17 protein-coding genes are annotated in these 17415 nt (G+C 33.2%); 5 read left to right on the forward strand and 12 right to left on the reverse strand.

What is annotated here, in order from left to right; all coding sequences use genetic code 11:
- Positions 1 to 50: 50 nt before the first annotated feature.
- From LNQ49_RS16545 to LNQ49_RS16560, 4 genes are all read left to right on the forward strand, one after another.
- Positions 51 to 452 (forward strand): HYC_CC_PP family protein, encoded by a 402-nt coding sequence (locus LNQ49_RS16545; RefSeq protein WP_229990128.1) that lies wholly within the window; start codon positions 51 to 53, stop codon positions 450 to 452.
- A gap of 74 nt (positions 453 to 526) precedes the next feature.
- Positions 527 to 2533 (forward strand): TonB-dependent receptor plug domain-containing protein, encoded by a 2007-nt coding sequence (locus LNQ49_RS16550; protein WP_229990129.1) that lies wholly within the window; start codon positions 527 to 529, stop codon positions 2531 to 2533.
- A 40-nt stretch (positions 2534 to 2573) separates the two neighbouring features.
- Entirely contained in the window at positions 2574 to 2915 is a 342-nt protein-coding gene (locus LNQ49_RS16555; RefSeq protein WP_229990130.1) for a heavy-metal-associated domain-containing protein, read from the forward strand.
- Positions 2916 to 3045: 130 nt separating this feature from the next.
- Positions 3046 to 3729: a DedA family protein gene (locus tag LNQ49_RS16560; protein ID WP_229990131.1), complete on the forward strand. Its 684-nt coding sequence runs from the start codon at positions 3046 to 3048 to the stop codon at positions 3727 to 3729.
- A gap of 278 nt (positions 3730 to 4007) precedes the next feature.
- Here LNQ49_RS16560 and groL read toward each other — a convergent pair whose 3' ends face one another.
- From groL to LNQ49_RS16620, 12 genes are all read right to left on the reverse strand, one after another.
- Complete coding sequence (groL, locus tag LNQ49_RS16565; RefSeq protein ID WP_229990132.1) at positions 4008 to 5636, reverse strand: chaperonin GroEL; 1629 nt, start codon at positions 5634 to 5636, stop codon at positions 4008 to 4010.
- Positions 5637 to 5827: 191 nt separating this feature from the next.
- Entirely contained in the window at positions 5828 to 6103 is a 276-nt protein-coding gene (locus LNQ49_RS16570) for a co-chaperone GroES (protein WP_129537348.1), read from the reverse strand.
- A 141-nt stretch (positions 6104 to 6244) separates the two neighbouring features.
- Positions 6245 to 6586, reverse strand: coding sequence for a preprotein translocase subunit SecG (gene secG / locus LNQ49_RS16575; protein ID WP_129537349.1), 342 nt, complete (start codon positions 6584 to 6586; stop codon positions 6245 to 6247).
- 3 nt (positions 6587 to 6589) lie between these two features.
- Entirely contained in the window at positions 6590 to 7552 is a 963-nt protein-coding gene (locus LNQ49_RS16580; RefSeq protein ID WP_229990133.1) for a tetratricopeptide repeat protein, read from the reverse strand.
- An 87-nt stretch (positions 7553 to 7639) separates the two neighbouring features.
- Entirely contained in the window at positions 7640 to 8143 is a 504-nt protein-coding gene (locus LNQ49_RS16585) for an LptE family protein (RefSeq protein ID WP_229990134.1), read from the reverse strand.
- Between the two features lie 69 nt (positions 8144 to 8212).
- The gene (locus LNQ49_RS16590) at positions 8213 to 9469 is read right to left on the reverse strand and encodes a sigma-54 interaction domain-containing protein (protein WP_229990135.1); all 1257 of its coding nucleotides are present in this window, start codon (positions 9467 to 9469) and stop codon (positions 8213 to 8215) included.
- Between the two features lie 21 nt (positions 9470 to 9490).
- Positions 9491 to 10078 carry a hypothetical protein gene (locus LNQ49_RS16595; protein WP_229990136.1) on the reverse strand — a complete coding sequence of 196 codons (588 nt, stop codon included), beginning with the start codon at positions 10076 to 10078 and terminating at the stop codon, positions 9491 to 9493.
- A gap of 35 nt (positions 10079 to 10113) precedes the next feature.
- Complete coding sequence (gene miaB / locus LNQ49_RS16600) at positions 10114 to 11559, reverse strand: tRNA (N6-isopentenyl adenosine(37)-C2)-methylthiotransferase MiaB (RefSeq protein ID WP_229990137.1); 1446 nt, start codon at positions 11557 to 11559, stop codon at positions 10114 to 10116.
- Between the two features lie 174 nt (positions 11560 to 11733).
- On the reverse strand, positions 11734 to 12525 hold the full coding sequence (locus LNQ49_RS16605) for a hypothetical protein (protein WP_229990138.1): 792 nt from the start codon (positions 12523 to 12525) through the stop codon (positions 11734 to 11736).
- Positions 12526 to 12552: 27 nt separating this feature from the next.
- Positions 12553 to 13281, reverse strand: a complete 729-nt coding sequence (locus tag LNQ49_RS16610; protein WP_229990139.1) for an MIP/aquaporin family protein — start codon at positions 13279 to 13281, stop codon at positions 12553 to 12555.
- Between the two features lie 26 nt (positions 13282 to 13307).
- Entirely contained in the window at positions 13308 to 14804 is a 1497-nt protein-coding gene (gene glpK, locus LNQ49_RS16615) for a glycerol kinase GlpK (protein WP_229990140.1), read from the reverse strand.
- 12 nt (positions 14805 to 14816) lie between these two features.
- Positions 14817 to 16406 (reverse strand): glycerol-3-phosphate dehydrogenase/oxidase, encoded by a 1590-nt coding sequence (locus LNQ49_RS16620; RefSeq protein WP_229990141.1) that lies wholly within the window; start codon positions 16404 to 16406, stop codon positions 14817 to 14819.
- A 153-nt stretch (positions 16407 to 16559) separates the two neighbouring features.
- Between LNQ49_RS16620 and LNQ49_RS16625 the strand changes: the two genes are divergently transcribed.
- Positions 16560 to 17333, forward strand: a complete 774-nt coding sequence (locus LNQ49_RS16625; RefSeq protein WP_229990142.1) for a DeoR/GlpR family DNA-binding transcription regulator — start codon at positions 16560 to 16562, stop codon at positions 17331 to 17333.
- Positions 17334 to 17415 lie beyond the last annotated feature (82 nt).

Raw genomic sequence — 17415 nt, forward strand, 5'->3', positions numbered from 1 at the left:
ACAAGAATTTCATTTATGGGATTAATTATAATGCTAGTTTTGTAAACGATATGAATATAAAAAGATGCACTAGTTTATTTTTAGCATTTCTACTATTGGTTTCCAATGTAGGATTAGCTTTTGATGTGCATTATTGTGGAGGTAAATTATCTTCAATTTCATTAAATAAAACTTTAGAAGCACCACCAACTAAAAAATGTTGTGGGATTGCTGCCAAAAAAAAATCATCTTGCTGTAAAGACAAAGTAGTTCATTTTGAGAAAAAATCAGATACTGCTACTATTAAAACATTTTTGTTTCAGCTTGATTTTCCTTTTACAATTCAAGAATTCAAAACGGTTGCTTTTTTCTTTATTCCAAAATTTAAAAGCAAACAGTTAATTGCTTATTATAGTGATGCTCATGCACCTCCGCTATTTAAGCTCTATCACCAATATATATATTACGCCTGATTTTAATGTTTTTTAAAGTCAAACCATCTTCTATGGTTTGAATCTACCTTTTTTTAAACATTAAAATTATTCTCATGAAAAAAAATATAGTGCTTTTTGCTATGCTTTTACTTTGTATTCCTGTCTTTTCACAAGAAAATCTGGAAGAAGTTAAAATTGTCAAGAAGCAAAAAGGAATTAAAAAATCATATACTCTTACAGGAAATACGTCACTTATAACAAGTAAAGAATTGCTTAAAGCAGCTTGTTGTAATCTTGCCGAAAGTTTTGAGACAAATCCATCTATCGATGTTAACTTTTCGGATGCATTAACAGGGACAAAGCAAATTAAAATGTTAGGGCTTACAAGTCCATATTTAATGATTACCGAAGAAAATGTTCCATCTGTTCGTGGGGCTTCTCAAGCTTATGGATTGTCGTTTACTCCTGGAACTTGGGTTGAAAGTATTCAGATAACCAAAGGGGCAGGAAGTGTTGTGAATGGTTATGAAAGCATCTCGGGGCAAATAAATACGGAGTTGTTAAAGCCAATTAATGACATCCCGTTTTTTTTAAATGCTTATGGTTCTAGTGATTCTCGTTTTGAATTAAATACTCATTTTACCAAACAACTATCAGATAAATGGGCAACTAGTTTATTGGTTCATGGTAATGCGCGTGTTGCTAAAACCGATATGAATCATGATGGATTTTTAGACAATCCATTGGCAAAACAAATCAATATTTTAAATCGTTACCAATATACTAATGCTGAGAAAGGTTGGGTTGGTTTTGTCAATCTTAGGTATATGAATGATAAAAAGCAAACGGGCGAACTCGATTTTGATAAAGATTGTGATAAAGGCACAACTTATTATTGGGGATCTGAAATCAATACAGAACGAATTGATGTCGCTACTAAAATAGGTTATGTTTTTCCAGACATGCCTTATCAGAGTATTGGTTTTCAGAATGCATTCAATAGTCATAATCAGAGATCTTATTTTGGCTTGAATCAATATGATATCAAACAGAATAGTTATTATTCTAATTTGATTTTTAATTCGATTATAGATAATACCAAGAATAAATTTGCGGCAGGATTAAACTTTACATACGATCAATATCAAGAGTTTGTAAATGTAAATGATTATAGCCGAATCGATAATTCAGTTGGAGCTTTCTTTGAGTATACCTATGACAACACCGATAATTTTAGTGTTATTTTAGGAGGAAGAATTGATAATCATAATCGGTTAGGTACTTTTGTAACGCCACGTTTACATGTAAGATATAATCCTTGGGAGAAAGCAGTTTTACGATTTTCTGCAGGAAGAGGTAAGCGTTCTGCTAATATTTTTGCTGAAAATCAGCAGTTATTTGCTAGTTCAAGAGTGTTTTCTATTTTGGATAATAATGGCAAAATTTATGGAATGAATCCTGAAATTGCATGGAACTATGGATTGAGTTTTTCTCAAAAGTTCTCTCTTTTTAATAAACATGCTGAAGTAGTTTTTGATTTCTATAGAACTGATTTCCAGAATCAAGTTGTTGTCGATGTAATGCAAAGTCCACAAGAAGTTTTGTTTTATAATTTAAAAGGGAAATCATATGCAAATAGTTTACAAGTTGAGTTTAATTATGAATTGCTAAAGAATTTTAATTTCCGTTCAGCATATAAATATTATGATATTCGTACCGATTATTTGTCTGGAAATTTTGAAAGACCCTTACAAGCAAAACACCGTTTTTTTGGTAATCTAGAATATGAAACAAATGCTGTGGATGGAAAACAGTGGAAAATTGATTATACCTTTAATTGGATTGGAGAACAGCAGTTGCCAAATACAGCATCTAACCCAGTAAATGATAGATTACCTGAGTTTTCACCTTCGTATTCTTTGATGAATGCACAAGTGACAAGAATTTTTTCAGATACTTTTGAAGTATATGTAGGAGGGGAGAACATTGGGAATTATCGCCAGCACGATGCGATTTTAGGAAGTGATAACCCGTTTGGACCCAATTTTGATGCGTCAATGGTATACGCTCCGGTTTTTGGACAAATGTATTACGCAGGATTGCGATTTAAAATAAAATAAAACAATTTAAATATTTGATAACCCCTTAATAATTAAGAAAATGAAAAACGTAATAATGGTTTTACTTGTGACTTTTTTATCGTTTGCAGCTCAAGCTCAGGATAAAAAGAACAAAAATGCAAAATATGAAATAGAAGTAAGTGGTAATTGTGAGCATTGTAAAAAGCGAATAGAAAAAGCAGCTTTTGGAGTTTCAGGAGTGAAGTCAGCAACATGGGATGTAGGTACTCATAAATTGAGTTTAATTTTGAATGAAGAGAAAACTTCTCCTGTAGATGTGAAAAATGCTATAGCTAAATCGGGTCATGATACTGATGTTGCGAAGACTACGCAAGAGGTTTATGATGGACTTCCGATGTGCTGTAAATATGAAAGAAATTAATATCGAAGCTTAACAGAGAATTTGGGCTTTTTTAGCGTTAATAAAACTTTAAAATATCTTAATTTATTGTGGTTAAACTAATTTATTATTACTTTCACCAACTTATAAATTTAACAAATAAATCGCTTATATGAATAATTTTGATTGGACTCAATTAATCAATCCTGAGTTTTATATTACCCTTAACATTGGTGGATTTCAAATTGGTTTGTACATTGTTATATTTATAGTTTTTGCCGAAACAGGACTTTTTGCAGGTTTCTTTTTACCAGGTGATAGCTTATTATTTTTAGCTGGAATTTATAGCCGAGATCTAATTCAAAATATGGTTTACATTGAAAGCGATTTTATAAATGTTTTTCTCCTATCCCTAATGGTTGCTATCTCAGGAATTTTTGGGAATATGACCGGATATTGGTTTGGAGCAAAAAGCGGTTATTATTTATTTAAAAAAGAAGATACTTTTTGGTTTAAGAAGAAGTACTTATTGCAATCAAAAGATTTCTTTGAAAAATACGGTGGTAAAGCTATAATCTATGCTCGTTTTTTACCAATCTTCAGAACATTTGCACCTATAGTTGCTGGAATTGTATCTATGGACAAAAAGAAATTTATGTTCTATAATATATTAAGTTCATTCTTATGGGCTTTCATTCTGATATTTTCTGGGCATTACCTTTACGGAGTGTTTTTGAAACAAGGAGTTGATTTAAAACAGCATATCGAATACATTATTATAATTATTGTTATCATAACGACTTTCCCAGTTTTAGTAAAGCTGTTAAAGAAAAGACCAGTAGATAAAATAGAATAATAAAACAAAAAAAATCCGAAGCTATAAACTTCGGGTTTTTTGTTTCTAAACTTGTGTAAGTCAAGAACAATATTGTATCATTCTTAGCATACTACAGCTTGTTGAGTTTGTGGTTGTATGGGGTTATCTGGTTTGATAATGGACAGCTAAATGTATTTGTATTTTAATAGTATAGCTCCAAATAAAAGAGATGTAGCTTTTTAAATCTAAAACAAAAAAAATCCGAAGTTATAAACTTCGGATTTTTTATTTCTAGACTTTGTAAGTCAAGAGTGATATTACATCATTCCTGGCATACCACCACCCATCGGGTTTCCGCCTGCATTATCTTCTTTAATATCGATCAAAGCACATTCAGTAGTTAAGATCATACCAGCTACAGAAGCGGCATTTTCTAAGGCTACACGAGTTACTTTTTTAGGATCGATAATACCTGCTTTAAGCATATCTACATACTCGTCTGTTTTAGCATTGTATCCAAAGTCACCAGTACCTTCAGCAACTTTAGCAACAACTACAGAACCTTCAAGACCTGCGTTTTCAACGATAGTTCTTAATGGAGCTTCTACAGCACGAGATACGATTTGAATTCCAGTTGCTTCGTCAGCATTGTCAGCTTTTATTTCGCTTAAAGCGTTTTTAGCTCTTAGTAAAGCAACTCCACCACCAGCAACAATTCCTTCTTCAACAGCTGCACGAGTAGCATGTAATGCATCGTCAACTCTGTCTTTTTTCTCTTTCATTTCTACTTCAGATGCAGCACCAACATAAAGAACAGCAACACCACCAGCTAATTTAGCCAAACGTTCCTGTAGTTTTTCTTTGTCATAATCAGAAGTTGTAGCTTCCATTTGACCTTTAATTTGGTTCACACGATTTTTAATCATGTCTGCTTCACCTGCACCACTTACAATTGTAGTGTTATCTTTGTCGATAGTTACTTTTTTAGAAGTACCTAACATTTCGATTGTAGTGTTTTCTAATGTGTATCCTCTTTCTTCAGAGATTACAGTTCCACCAGTTAAGATAGCGATATCTTCAAGCATTGCTTTTCTTCTGTCACCAAAACCTGGTGCTTTTACAGCAGCAATTTTTAAAGCTCCACGTAATTTATTTACTACTAGAGTTGATAAAGCTTCTCCATCAACATCTTCAGCAATAATTAATAATGGTTTTCCTGATTGAGCTACTGGCTCTAGAACTGGTAAAAGTTCTTTTAAAGAAGAAACTTTTTTGTCATACAAAAGGATGTATGGGCTCTCTAATTCTACTTCCATTTTTTCAGGATTAGTAACGAAATATGGAGATAGGTATCCTCTGTCAAATTGCATTCCTTCTACAACATCTACGAATGTATCTGTTCCTTTTGCTTCTTCAACAGTGATAACACCTTCTTTTCCAACTTTAGCGAAAGCAGTAGCGATAAGCTCACCAATTACTTCGTCGTTATTTGCAGAGATAGATGCAATTTGTTTTATTTTTTCTGAATCACTTCCTACAACTTTTGCTTGTTTAGCTAAGTCTGCAACGATAGTTTCAACAGCTTTGTCAATTCCACGTTTTAAATCCATTGGGTTAGCTCCTGCAGCTACGTTTTTCAAACCTTCTTTTACGATTGCTTGTGCTAAAACTGTAGCAGTAGTAGTACCATCTCCAGCTAAATCATTAGTTTTTGAAGCTACTTCTTTAACCATTTGAGCTCCCATATTTTCTAATGGGTCTTTTAATTCGATTTCTTTTGCAACAGTAACACCGTCTTTAGTTACGTTTGGTCCACCAAAAGATTTTCCGATGATTACGTTACGTCCTTTTGGTCCTAAAGTTACTTTTACTGCATTTGCTAATGCATCAACACCACGTTTTAATCCGTCACGTGCTTCAATATCAAATTTTATATCTTTTGCCATTTTTTTTTGTTTTTTTTGCTTGAGGCTTTAAGCTGTTGGCTTTAAGCTGTTGGCGAAATTAGTTTTAGTTTTTATTTAAATAGAATTGATTAAAGCTTTTTTTAAATTGTAAATTTTGCTTTTAATTATATTTATCTCTTTTTCAAGAGGCTCATATATTTCAATACTAATGCCTATGCTTGAGGCTTTTTTTAAATGATTGCTAAGATATCATCTTCACGCATAATCAAATAATCAGTTCCTTCATGTTTTAATTCAGTTCCTGCGTATTTACCATAAAGTACTGTATCTCCAATTTTTACAGTCATAGTATGGTCTTTAGTACCATTTCCTACTGCTACAACAGTTCCTTTTTGTGGTTTTTCTTTGGCAGTATCTGGAATAAAAATCCCTGACGCAGTTTTAGTTTCTGCTGCAACTGGCTCAATAAGTACGCGATCTGAAAGCGGTTTAATGTTTAAAGTCATGATTTTATAATTATGTTATGTTTATATTTTGTTTGCTTATAAACTTTCAGAAACTATGCCACCTTGGGTAAACTGACATTATTTCTTATAAAAAATGCCAGCTTTGACAGGCTGGCATTTTTATATTTTATAAAGATTGTATTATTTTGCTGGGTTAGTCGCAGCAGGTGTTTCTTGAACTGGAGCTGCTGGCGTTGTGCTTGGAGCAGTAGTAGCAGATTTCTCGATAAGTTTAGATTCTACATCACTTAATGACCCTGTAAAACTTAAGCTAGAAAGTAAGATTAATGCAATTAAGATTGTAGCTAACGTCCAAGTACTTTTGTCTAAAAAGTCAGTTGTTTTTTGTACTCCACCTAACATTTGAGATCCACTAATTGTTGAAGATAATCCTCCACCTTTAGGGTTTTGAACCATGATTACTACGATCAATAGAAAACAAACTATTGTGATTAAAACTAAAAAAATTGAAAATGTGCTCATTGTTTAATTATTATTGTTATTTTGTTGTAATGTCTTAATATCCGATATACGGTCTGCAAAGAAACTAATTTTTTCTGGATATTTCAAAATTAATATTTCATATGCTTGTATTGCTTTTGTGTATTTTTTTTGTTCCAAATATACTCTAGCTAAAGTCTCAGTCATTAAGTAAGAATTGTCATCTTTATTAATGTCTATCTGAATGTTAGCTGCAATTGTTGTGCTCGATTTAACAGGAGATATTTTTGGGCTAGTCTCAATGAACTTGTCAATTAACTCCGCTTTTTTCTTTTTCTCTTCGTTGATTTCGATTAAAGAATTGTCTATTTCAATAGTTGGAGCTTCTTGTTTCTCCTCTTCCTTTTCGCTCTTTTCTTCCTTCTTTTCCTCTTTTCGCTCAATAGGCTCTGTTCTTGAAAGTTGAAGCCACTCTTGGAAAGAATGTTTCTCTTTTACAGAAAAATCTAGGGGTTTACCAATTTCTAAATTTTCTTCTGCAATTTCTATAGCCTCTTCTGTAGCTTCTGCTTTTACTTCAATGTTTGGTATTGAAGCTTCTTTTATAGAAGTAAGAATAGATTGTTCAATAGGATCTACAGCTTTAGTTTCTACTTTTTCGATTATTTCTTCTTCTATTACAACTTCTGGTAAAAGATATTCACTATCAATAACATCTATGTCCAAAAGAGCTAAAGCTTTCTTGTCGTAATATTCTTTTTGAATGGTTGAGAAAGTTTCTGATGTTATAAAATCAAATAAAATTGCTCTATCTGTTGTATGGGCAGCAGTAACCTTTAAGGCATAATTATACTTAAAACTGTTTTGACTATAAAGCCCTTTTAATCGCAATGCTCTCGCACTTTGAAAATATGGGAACTCATTCAATACACTACCTAATTCATCCGTTTGCTTTTCGGTAATAGCATCGGGTCTATTTATTAGGTAAGTATAATCGTTAACATTCATTATTTTTTTTCTTTAATCGTTGAAATTGTTTATTCGTTTAATCTGATGCTTTGTTTAATTGTTTCTGTTATTAAACAAAGCAGTATTTTACCATTTTGCCAATGATGCATTAAATATGTCTTGAGAAATACGGTCAAGAATTTCTTTAATAGCTGTGTCTTTTACGCCTCCTACAAGTTGATCTTGCGCTGGATAGTCATAATAAAATTCAAATGATTTTTCAAAATCATCTGTTTCTTTCTTTTTATTAGTGAATCGTACGTTTACACGAATTTTTAATCTGTTTTGTGATGCCTGCTGATCTGCAGTTGCAGTCATTGGACTAATTCTATAATCTGTAATTTCTCCTTCATATATTAAATCTCCACCTGAACTCACTAAGTTTAAGTTAGTTTGATTTTGAATTAAATCCTGTAATTGCAAAGTAAAAGTACGATCCAATCCTGGTTCAATTAAATCAGCATTGTTTTGGAAGTAGTTTACTTGAAATGTTTTTGCATCAATTTTACCAGTTCCTGTAAAGTTGTAAACAGAACAACTACTAAAGGTAAAAACAATTGCGATTATGATTAGGTACTGTATATTTCTCATTTTATTTTTTAAAAGAACCAAAGGTATTTATTTTAGTTGTCAATTTTTACTCAATTTGAATGTGTTATTTTATAAATCAAATTGTTTTATTTTCCGATATAAAGTTCGTTCCGATATTCCTAGTTCGTCTGCAGCAGCTTTTCGTTTCCCTTTATTTTTTTCTAATGATTTTTTTATCATTTCGATTTCTTTTTGCTCCAATCGTAAAACTTCTTCTTCTTCGATTGTTTCTGCAAATAAATAATTATCATCGTTTGATTGATACTGTTCCTCACGATTAGGAGTTGTCATAACAGCTGTTCTTGGTTCTTCTTCAAAATCAATTTCACTATCATTTTCTGGTGAACCATATATTTTTTTAATCAAATTTTTATTGGCTTCTTGCACATTTGCACTACCATTTTGCATTAATTCAAGAGTAAGTTTCTTTAAATCATGCAAATCACTTTTCATATCGAAAAGGACTTTGTATAAAATCTCTCTTTCGGTATTAAAATCGCTATCACTTTTCTTATCATTGATTACTGAAGGCAAATTAGGACCTTCGGTTGGTAAATAAGATTGTAATGTTGCAAGTGTAATATCGCGATTAGTTTCTAGAACTGAAATTTGTTCGGCTACATTTCGCAATTGACGGATGTTACCATTCCATCTGAACTTTTGTAATAATTGAACAGCATCATCATCTAGTTTTAATGGAGGCATTTTGTATTTATGAGCAAAATCGGATACAAATTTTCTAAATAGTAAATGAATATCATCTTTACGCTCACGCAATGGAGGTAGGGTAATTTCGACAGTACTCAAACGATAGTATAAATCCTCACGGAATTTACCTTTTTCGATAGCATTGAATAAATTAACGTTTGTTGCAGCTACGATTCTTACATTGGTTTTTTGTACTTGAGAAGAACCTACTTTAATAAACTCACCATTTTCAAGTACACGAAGTAACCTTACTTGTGTTGTTAAAGGTAATTCTCCAACTTCATCTAGAAATATGGTTCCTCCATCAGCAACTTCAAAATAACCTTCACGTGTACTTGTAGCACCAGTAAAGGCTCCTTTTTCGTGACCAAAAAGCTCACTGTCAATAGTTCCTTCTGGAATAGCACCACAGTTTACAGCGATGTATTTTCCATGTTTTCTATGGGAAAGGGAATGTATGATTTTTGGAATACTTTCTTTACCAACACCACTTTCTCCAGTTACCATTACCGAAATATCGGTTGGTGCTACCTGAATTGCTTTTTCGATGGCGCGATTAAGCTTAGGATCATTTCCAATAATTTCAAAACGTTGTTTTATTGCTTGAACTGTCTCCATTTATATTTTTTTTGATACAGATTAATTAGATATTATTGTAGCCTTATTTGCACTGTATTTACTTTCTTTTGTGATTACACCGTTAAGGTTTGTATTGAAGATTAATAAAGCGTTTTTAAGAATTGTTTTAGAACCCTTTTTTTTCTTGAAATTCAATTCTTCGGTGCCTAAATATTCTTTTGTTAAAACTATACTATCTTTTTTTATTTCTCCTTCGGTAATAATTTCTTTATCTATCAGTGTTACATTTGTATTATTTCCTAATCTAGTAGGTAAAAACATAAACATAAAATTGTAACTATATTTTGGTTTAATTTTTACAAATTTATCAGTATCCTGCTGTATTTTAATGATGTTACCGCTTACTGAATATCTTCCAAATGGTGTTGTTGATAGTTTTAGTTTGCCAATAGAATCATTATCTCTTTTTGTTATCTTCGAGAAATAGACAACGCTATCGATTGAACTAAAATAATATATGTTTGTTAAATTGTCATCGAATTTCTCTGTATATATGCCATCTGGTTTAAAAAAAAACTGATTTGAAATTTCTTTGATTTCTGTCTTGCTTTTGATAGAAGAGCAGGAAATTAAAGATACGAAAATCACAAAAGTTATTGTTTTAAGAACCATATTTGCGCTTATTAATTCATCTCAGAATATCCGACGGCTTCACCTTTTAAAGTTCCTGATGTGCAACTTGTAATTTTTACATTTACAAAGTCACCAATTTTATAATCTTCTTTTGGAAAAACTACAGTAATACTTTGTGAGTTTCTTCCAGAGAATTCTTCTTTAGATTTTTTAGAAACTTTTTCGACTAAAACTTCTACGGTTTGTCCTATAAATTCTTCTGAACGAAACCATGCATGCTTTTGTTGTAAATCGACTATCTCTTGCAGTCTTCTAGCTTTGGTTTCTTCAGTAACATCATCTTCCATTTTTCTTCCAGCCAAAGTTCCTGGGCGCTCTGAATAGGAATACATATAACCGAAGTTATATTTTACATATTCCATTAAACTCATAGTGTCTTGGTGATCTTGCTCTGTTTCTGTAGGGAAACCAGCTATCATATCTTGTGAGATAGAACTGTTTGGAATTATTGTTTTGATTTTATCTATCAAAGTCATGTATTCCTCACGAGTATGCAAACGGTTCATCTCTTTTAAGATTCGATTACTTCCAGATTGTACTGGTAAGTGAATGTGTTTGCAAATGTTAGGGTATTTTGCAATAATATGCAAAACACTTTCGTGCATATCTTGTGGATTCGATGTTGAAAATCGAATACGCATTTTAGGATATGTTACCGCTACCATTTCCAATAATTGGTCGAAGTTTACAGCAGTTGCTTTTTGCATATCTGATGCGCTAACAAAATCTTTTTTCAATCCACCACCATACCATAAATAACTATCTACGTTCTGACCTAATAGCGTAATTTCTTTAAAGCCTTTGTTCCATAAATCTTGAATTTCGTTCATGATGCTTTGTGGTTCACGACTGCGTTCACGTCCGCGGGTAAAAGGTACCACACAAAACGTACACATATTATCACAACCACGTGTAATCGAAACTAAAGCAGTGATTCCGTTGCTCATCAATCGAACAGGTGAAATATCTCCATAAGTCTCATCTTTTGATAAGATTACGTTTATGGCATCACGTCCTTCTTCGACTTCACTTAATAAATTTGGTAAATCTTTGTAAGCATCAGGGCCAACAACTAGATCTACTATTTTTTCTTCTTCTAGAAACTGACTTTTCAAACGCTCAGCCATACATCCTAAAACACCAACTTTCATTTTTGGATTAATACGTTTTACAGCGTTGTATTTTTCTAAACGTTTACGAATAGTTTGTTCGGCTTTGTCACGAATAGAACAGGTATTTACTAAAACCAAATCGGCTTCTTCAAGAACCGAAGTTGTATTGTAACCACCATCAGATAAAATTGAAGCTACAATTTCGCTATCCGAAAAATTCATCGCGCAACCATAACTTTCTATAAAGAGTTTTTTAGTATTCTCAGGTTTATTTTCTAAAACAAGACTTTCACCTTGTTTACTTTCTTCAATAATCTTTTCCATAAGGCACTTTCAAAAGTGTATTTTAATAAGGCCACAAATGTACGATTATTTGAATGATTATGACAAGATGTCAGATGAAGATTTAACATTGTTTTTGTATTTTGACTTAACATGAAAAAACTCCCTTTAAAATAAAGAGAGTTTTAGTTAACAAATTAAAAAAACCAAATGAGTTTAGAACAGATTGACGTCTAGTTGTAATCTGGCAATTTTGTTTTCAGGGTTCCACATTGCGGTTGCTGAAACAGGTAATTTATAATTAAAAACAGAAATTTCTTTGGTCGCTTTTATTCCGGTATTTACAATTCCGAAACTACTTTCTGCTTTGTTTGAGTATAGAAACTTATCTCCATTAAGTGCATAGCCTGCTCCCAAAAAAATATCTAGATTTACTTTTTGGTTTCTGATAGCTGGATAACTTAATTCGGTATAAGTTGTATATCTGCTTTTGTAGCTGTTATTACTATTTAGTTGTCTGTCATTTAAACCACTGTAAAGCAATATATCAACTTCTACTCGTAATGGGAATGATTCTGGGAAACGATACGAAGTTCTTAAGTCTATAAGATGCGTAGTTGTCAGTTTGTTGTAATTAAACACTTCAGGATTTTCAATTCCAGTAGTATTAAACAAATCCCATAATCCAATTGAAAAATTATTTTTCTGGTATTGAATATAGTAGTTTATTTCACGGTATTTTCCATCAAATCCCGCACCTCCCCATATTCCAACAGTAAAATTTCTTTCTTTATCAAATGTGTAATGAATGTTTCCAGTAGCAGTCATACCGTCATTAATAACGAGTCCTCTCCATAAGTGACTTGTTTTTAGGTCAACATTAAAGTCTAGGCGAGGCGGTTTTGTGTCTTCTGTTGAAACGGAACTACTATCTGAAACCGCTGTTTTTTGAGCGTATCCGGTTAGCCCTATAATTGAGATTATAGAGAAAAATAGTATTTTTTTCATGATTTCTTATTTTATAAAAAAATGGTATTAAAGTAGCGTTATATATAAGAGGGCTGCTAAACCTGATCCTATGATGGGGCCTATAATGGGAATCCATGCATAATCCCAATTACTACTTCCTTTAAATAGGAGCGAGTGGGTTATACGAGGACCTAAGTCTCTTGCTGGGTTAATAGCATAGCCTGTGGTACCGCCTAAAGAAAGTCCAATTGCCCATACTAAAATGGCAACTGGTAAAGCACCAATGGAGCCTAATCCTATTTTAGCGTCAGTAGCTGTACCGATGCTAAGTTCTGGACCTACAATGTAGAAGATTACAAAAATAAGAACGAAAGCTCCGATTATCTCACTAATCAAATTTGAAAGGTTGTTTCTGATTGCTGGTATTGTACTGAAGCAGGCTAGTTTTGAGCCTTCATCTTCGGTTATAGAAAAATGATCTTTATGGAATAACCAAACTAAGAATGCGCCTAGCATGGCTCCAAGTAATTGGGCAATGATGTACGAGGCAACTTGCCCCCAAGCAAATTTTCCTATAATGGCTAACCCGATTGTTACAGCAGGATTTAGATGGGCGCCACTAATTGGTCCTGCAACGGTTACACCTACAAAGACGGCAAATGCCCATCCAGTAGTAATTACTATCCATCCAGAATTGTTTCCTTTTGTTCCTTTAAGAACCACGTTTGCTACGACTCCGTTACCTAATAAGATAACGAGCATTGTGCCGATAATTTCTGCTATAAATGGTGACATCTTTTTGTTTTTTATTGGTTTATCTCCTAGTCTTCAATCCAGTTTGTAGTACGACCTACAGCTTTGTTCCAGTTGTGTACCAATTTGTCCACTTCTGCTTTTGGCATTTCTGGAGAGAATTCGCGGTCAATAGACCATTGTTTCTGTAGTTCGTCTATGCTTTTCCAGTATCCTACAGCCAATCCAGCTAAGTATGCAGCTCCTAATGCTGTTGTTTCTAAAGTTTTAGGTCTAATTACTTTAAAACCAAATAAATCAGATTGAAATTGTAGCATTAAGTTATTGACAACTGCTCCGCCATCTACTCTTAATTCCTTTCCTTCATTTCCGAAGTCAGCTTCCATTGATTTTGCTAGATCAAATACTTGATAAGCAATTCCTTCTAAAGTTGCGCGTGCTATATGTGCATTTGTTGTTCCTCTAGTAATACCGAAAATTGCTCCTCTGGCGTATTGATCCCAATGTGGTGCGCCTAATCCTGTTAAAGCTGGAACAAAATATACACCTCCATTGTCGGGTACACTTGCTGCTAAACTTTCGATTTCATCAGATGAATTAATCATTTTTGCACCATCTCGTAACCATTGTACTGCTGCTCCACCTACAAAAACACTACCTTCTAAAGCATAGGTAGTTTTACCATTTATTTTCCAAGCAACTGTTGTTAGTAAATTGTTTTTAGAATAAACAGGTTTATCGCCAGTATTCATTAGCATAAAGCAACCTGTACCATAAGTATTTTTTACCATTCCAGGTTCTGTACAAAGTTGCCCAAAAAGAGCTGCTTGTTGGTCTCCTGCCACGCCAGCAATTGGAATTTTAGTAGAAAATAGCGTTGTGCAAGTTTCTCCATATATTTCACTGCTTTGTTTTATTTCAGGAAGCATTGCTTTTGGAATATTAAATAATTCCAACAATTCATTATCCCATTCTAATGTATGGATGTTCATTAGCAGGGTTCTACTTGCATTAGAAACGTCAGTCATGAACATTTTACCTCTGGTTAATTTCCAGATTAGCCATGTGTCTACAGTTCCAAAACATAATTTCCCTTGCTCTGCTTTTTCGCGTGCTCCTTCAACATTGTCCAAGATCCATTTTAGCTTAGTTCCAGAAAAATAAGCATCTAGTTTTAATCCAGTTTTTTCTTGGATCATGTCAGTAAGACCTTGTGCTTTTAATTCGTCACAATATTTTGCTGTTCGGCGGTCTTGCCAAACAATAGCGTTGTATAGTGGTTCGCTGGTTTCTCTATCCCAAACGATTGTTGTTTCACGTTGGTTGGTAATTCCGATTGCAGCTATTTCTTTTCCTGAAATCCCCATTTTTGCAATAACTTCGGCTGCAACGCTAATTTGTGAATACCAAATTTCATTAGGATCGTGTTCTACCCATCCTGGTTTTGGAAAAATTTGCTCGTAAGGTTTTTGAGAAATGCTTGCGATTTTGCCATCATGGTTAAATATGATGGCTCTAGAGGAGGTGGTACCTTGATCTAGTGTTAGGATAAATTTGTTTTCCATAATGGTGTATTATTAATGATGTTTTTCTTGAAAATCTGATAAAATGAATCCGTTTGCAAGATGTTTAAATTCTGATATTTGTCTTTGAGCCCATGTTTCGTCGTGACCTAATTCTTTAGCTAATAATAGGGCAACTTTTTCAGAAGAGGCAATAGCTGCACGTGCATCTAAAAATAGTAAACGAACTCTTCTTGCTAGCACATCATCTACGGTTCTTGCCATTTCGTAACGAATCGCCCATGCTACTTCTGCCATGGTGTATTCGTAATCAGGGTGTAGCTTTTCTTTTAATTCAGGTTCGTTATTCTGTAATTCTAATATTTTAGGAATGTCACTTCCGTAAATATATAAGTGATTTTCTCTTGCTTTTGCATCGGTTTGTTTGTTTCCGTGAATTGCAATGTGCTCCGTTTTACATTTTATTTTTGGCAAATGGTGTACACTAATTGCTTTGTCTATAATGTCTTCAGCAATTTTTCTGTAAGTAGTCCATTTCCCTCCTGTTATTGTGATTAGCCCAGTTTCAGAAACAATTATTTTGTGACTTCTTGAAACTTCTTTAGTGCTTTTTCCTTCTTTTTCTGGTGCTGCTAATGGTCTTAGTCCAGCAAAAACAGATAAAACATCGGCACGAGTAGGTTTTTTAACTAAGAATCGTTGTGCTGTTTCTAGTACGAATTCAATTTCACTTTCTAATGCAATTGGTTCTAAGCTGTGTTTTTTAATCAAAGTGTCAGTTGTTCCTACTACCACCTTGTTGTGCCAAGGCACTGCAAATAATACTCTTCCGTCACTCGTTTTAGGAATCATTAATGCTTCATCACCAGGCAAGAAAGATTTGTCAAAAACAAGGTGAATTCCTTGACTTGGAACAATGTATTTTTTATATACAGTATCGTTTAGTTTCATTATTGCATTGGTGAAAACACCTGTTGCATTTATGACTGCTTTACCTCTTACTTCGTATTTCTCACCAGATTCGTGATCTACTATCTCAACACCAGTAACTTGGTTTTTATCATCTTTTAATAAGCCAATAACTTTAGCATAGTTTAAAAGACAAGCACCATTTTCTACTGCAGTTTGAGCAATGTTTATAGCTAAGCGGGAATCATCAAATTGACCATCTTGGTAAATAACACCACTTACCAGACCTTTTGGTTCTACAGTAGGAAGTAACTCGATGGTTTTTTTCTTAGAAATATATTTAGATCGACCCAAACTAAGTCTTCCGGCTAGTAAGTCATAAATAGTAAGTCCTATAGTATAGAAATAGCCACCCCACCAGTTGTAGTTTGGTATAACGAAAGATTGATTTTTAACTAAGTGACCTGCATTTTGAGCCATTAGTCCTCTTTCTTTTAAAGCTTCTGTTACTAGAGAAATATCACCTTGTTCTAGGTAACGAACGCCTCCATGAACTAACTTAGTGCTTCTACTAGATGTTCCTTTGGCAAAATCAACTGCTTCAATCAAAACAGTTTTGTATCCCCTGCTTGCGGCATCAAGAGCTGTCCCTAGTCCGCTAGCACCTCCTCCGATTACGATTACATCCCATTCGGAGGTTTGTTTTAGTTTTGCTAATTGTTCTATTCGTTTCATTGTTTGGTTTTATTTGTTTCGTATTTCTTTAAATGCTTTCGAAAAACAAATTTAATGAAATTAAACGAAACCAAATAAAATAAAGTGAAATTTATTTTATTATTTTATTTTCGTATCTTTCGCCATGACGAATCTTAATATTAAAGCGACATTATGACTATTATCAACAGAAGACAAGAAGATATACTTAAAGAATTAGATCTAAAAGGATATGTAAATGTGGTTGATTTGTGTGAAATGCATAATGTTTCAACCGTAACCATACGAAAGGATCTGAATTTTTTAGAAAACGAAAAGCTATTACATCGTACACATGGTGGAGCGAGTAAAAAGCCGATTTATGCTTTCGAAAGAGATGTTAGTGATAAAGAAACATTGCAGGTAGAGCAGAAAAAGCAAATAGCCAAAGAAGCTTTGAAATATATTAATGAACACGATTATATTATATTGGGTTCAGGTTCTAATATTCATTATTTGTCTCGAATAATTACTGGATTTCAAAAACTAACAGTACTTACTCCTTCGTTAAAAGTGTCTTTAGAGCTTACTAAAGAAATGAATATTGATACAATACAATTAGGTGGAGATGTTCGAAATAGTTCTACTTCAGCAGTTGGCCCGATTGCCGAAGCAACTCTAAGTCAATTTTCGTGTAATAAATTATTTTTAGGTACAGATGGTGTTCATTTAGACTTTGGTCTGAGTACATCAAATGCTTTAGAAGCACATTTAAATCAAGCAATGATTGAGGTAGCAGAAAAGGTTATAGTACTTGCAGATTCTACGAAGATGAATATTAGAGGTTTTGGTAAAATCTGTAATTTGAATAAGATTGATGTACTAATTACGGATGATGGTATTGATTTGGAAACTAAAATGAAACTGGAAGAAATTGGAATAGATGTGGTTATAGCTGGTAAGCTTTAGTTTAGAAGGTTTCTGTGTAGATTCGGTCATTTTGTAGGATAAACGTTTTTGATGGATTTAAGTATTTGTATTGTAGGAAAAA

This window comes from Flavobacterium pisciphilum (assembly GCF_020905345.1).
GTDB lineage: Bacteria > Bacteroidota > Bacteroidia > Flavobacteriales > Flavobacteriaceae > Flavobacterium > Flavobacterium pisciphilum.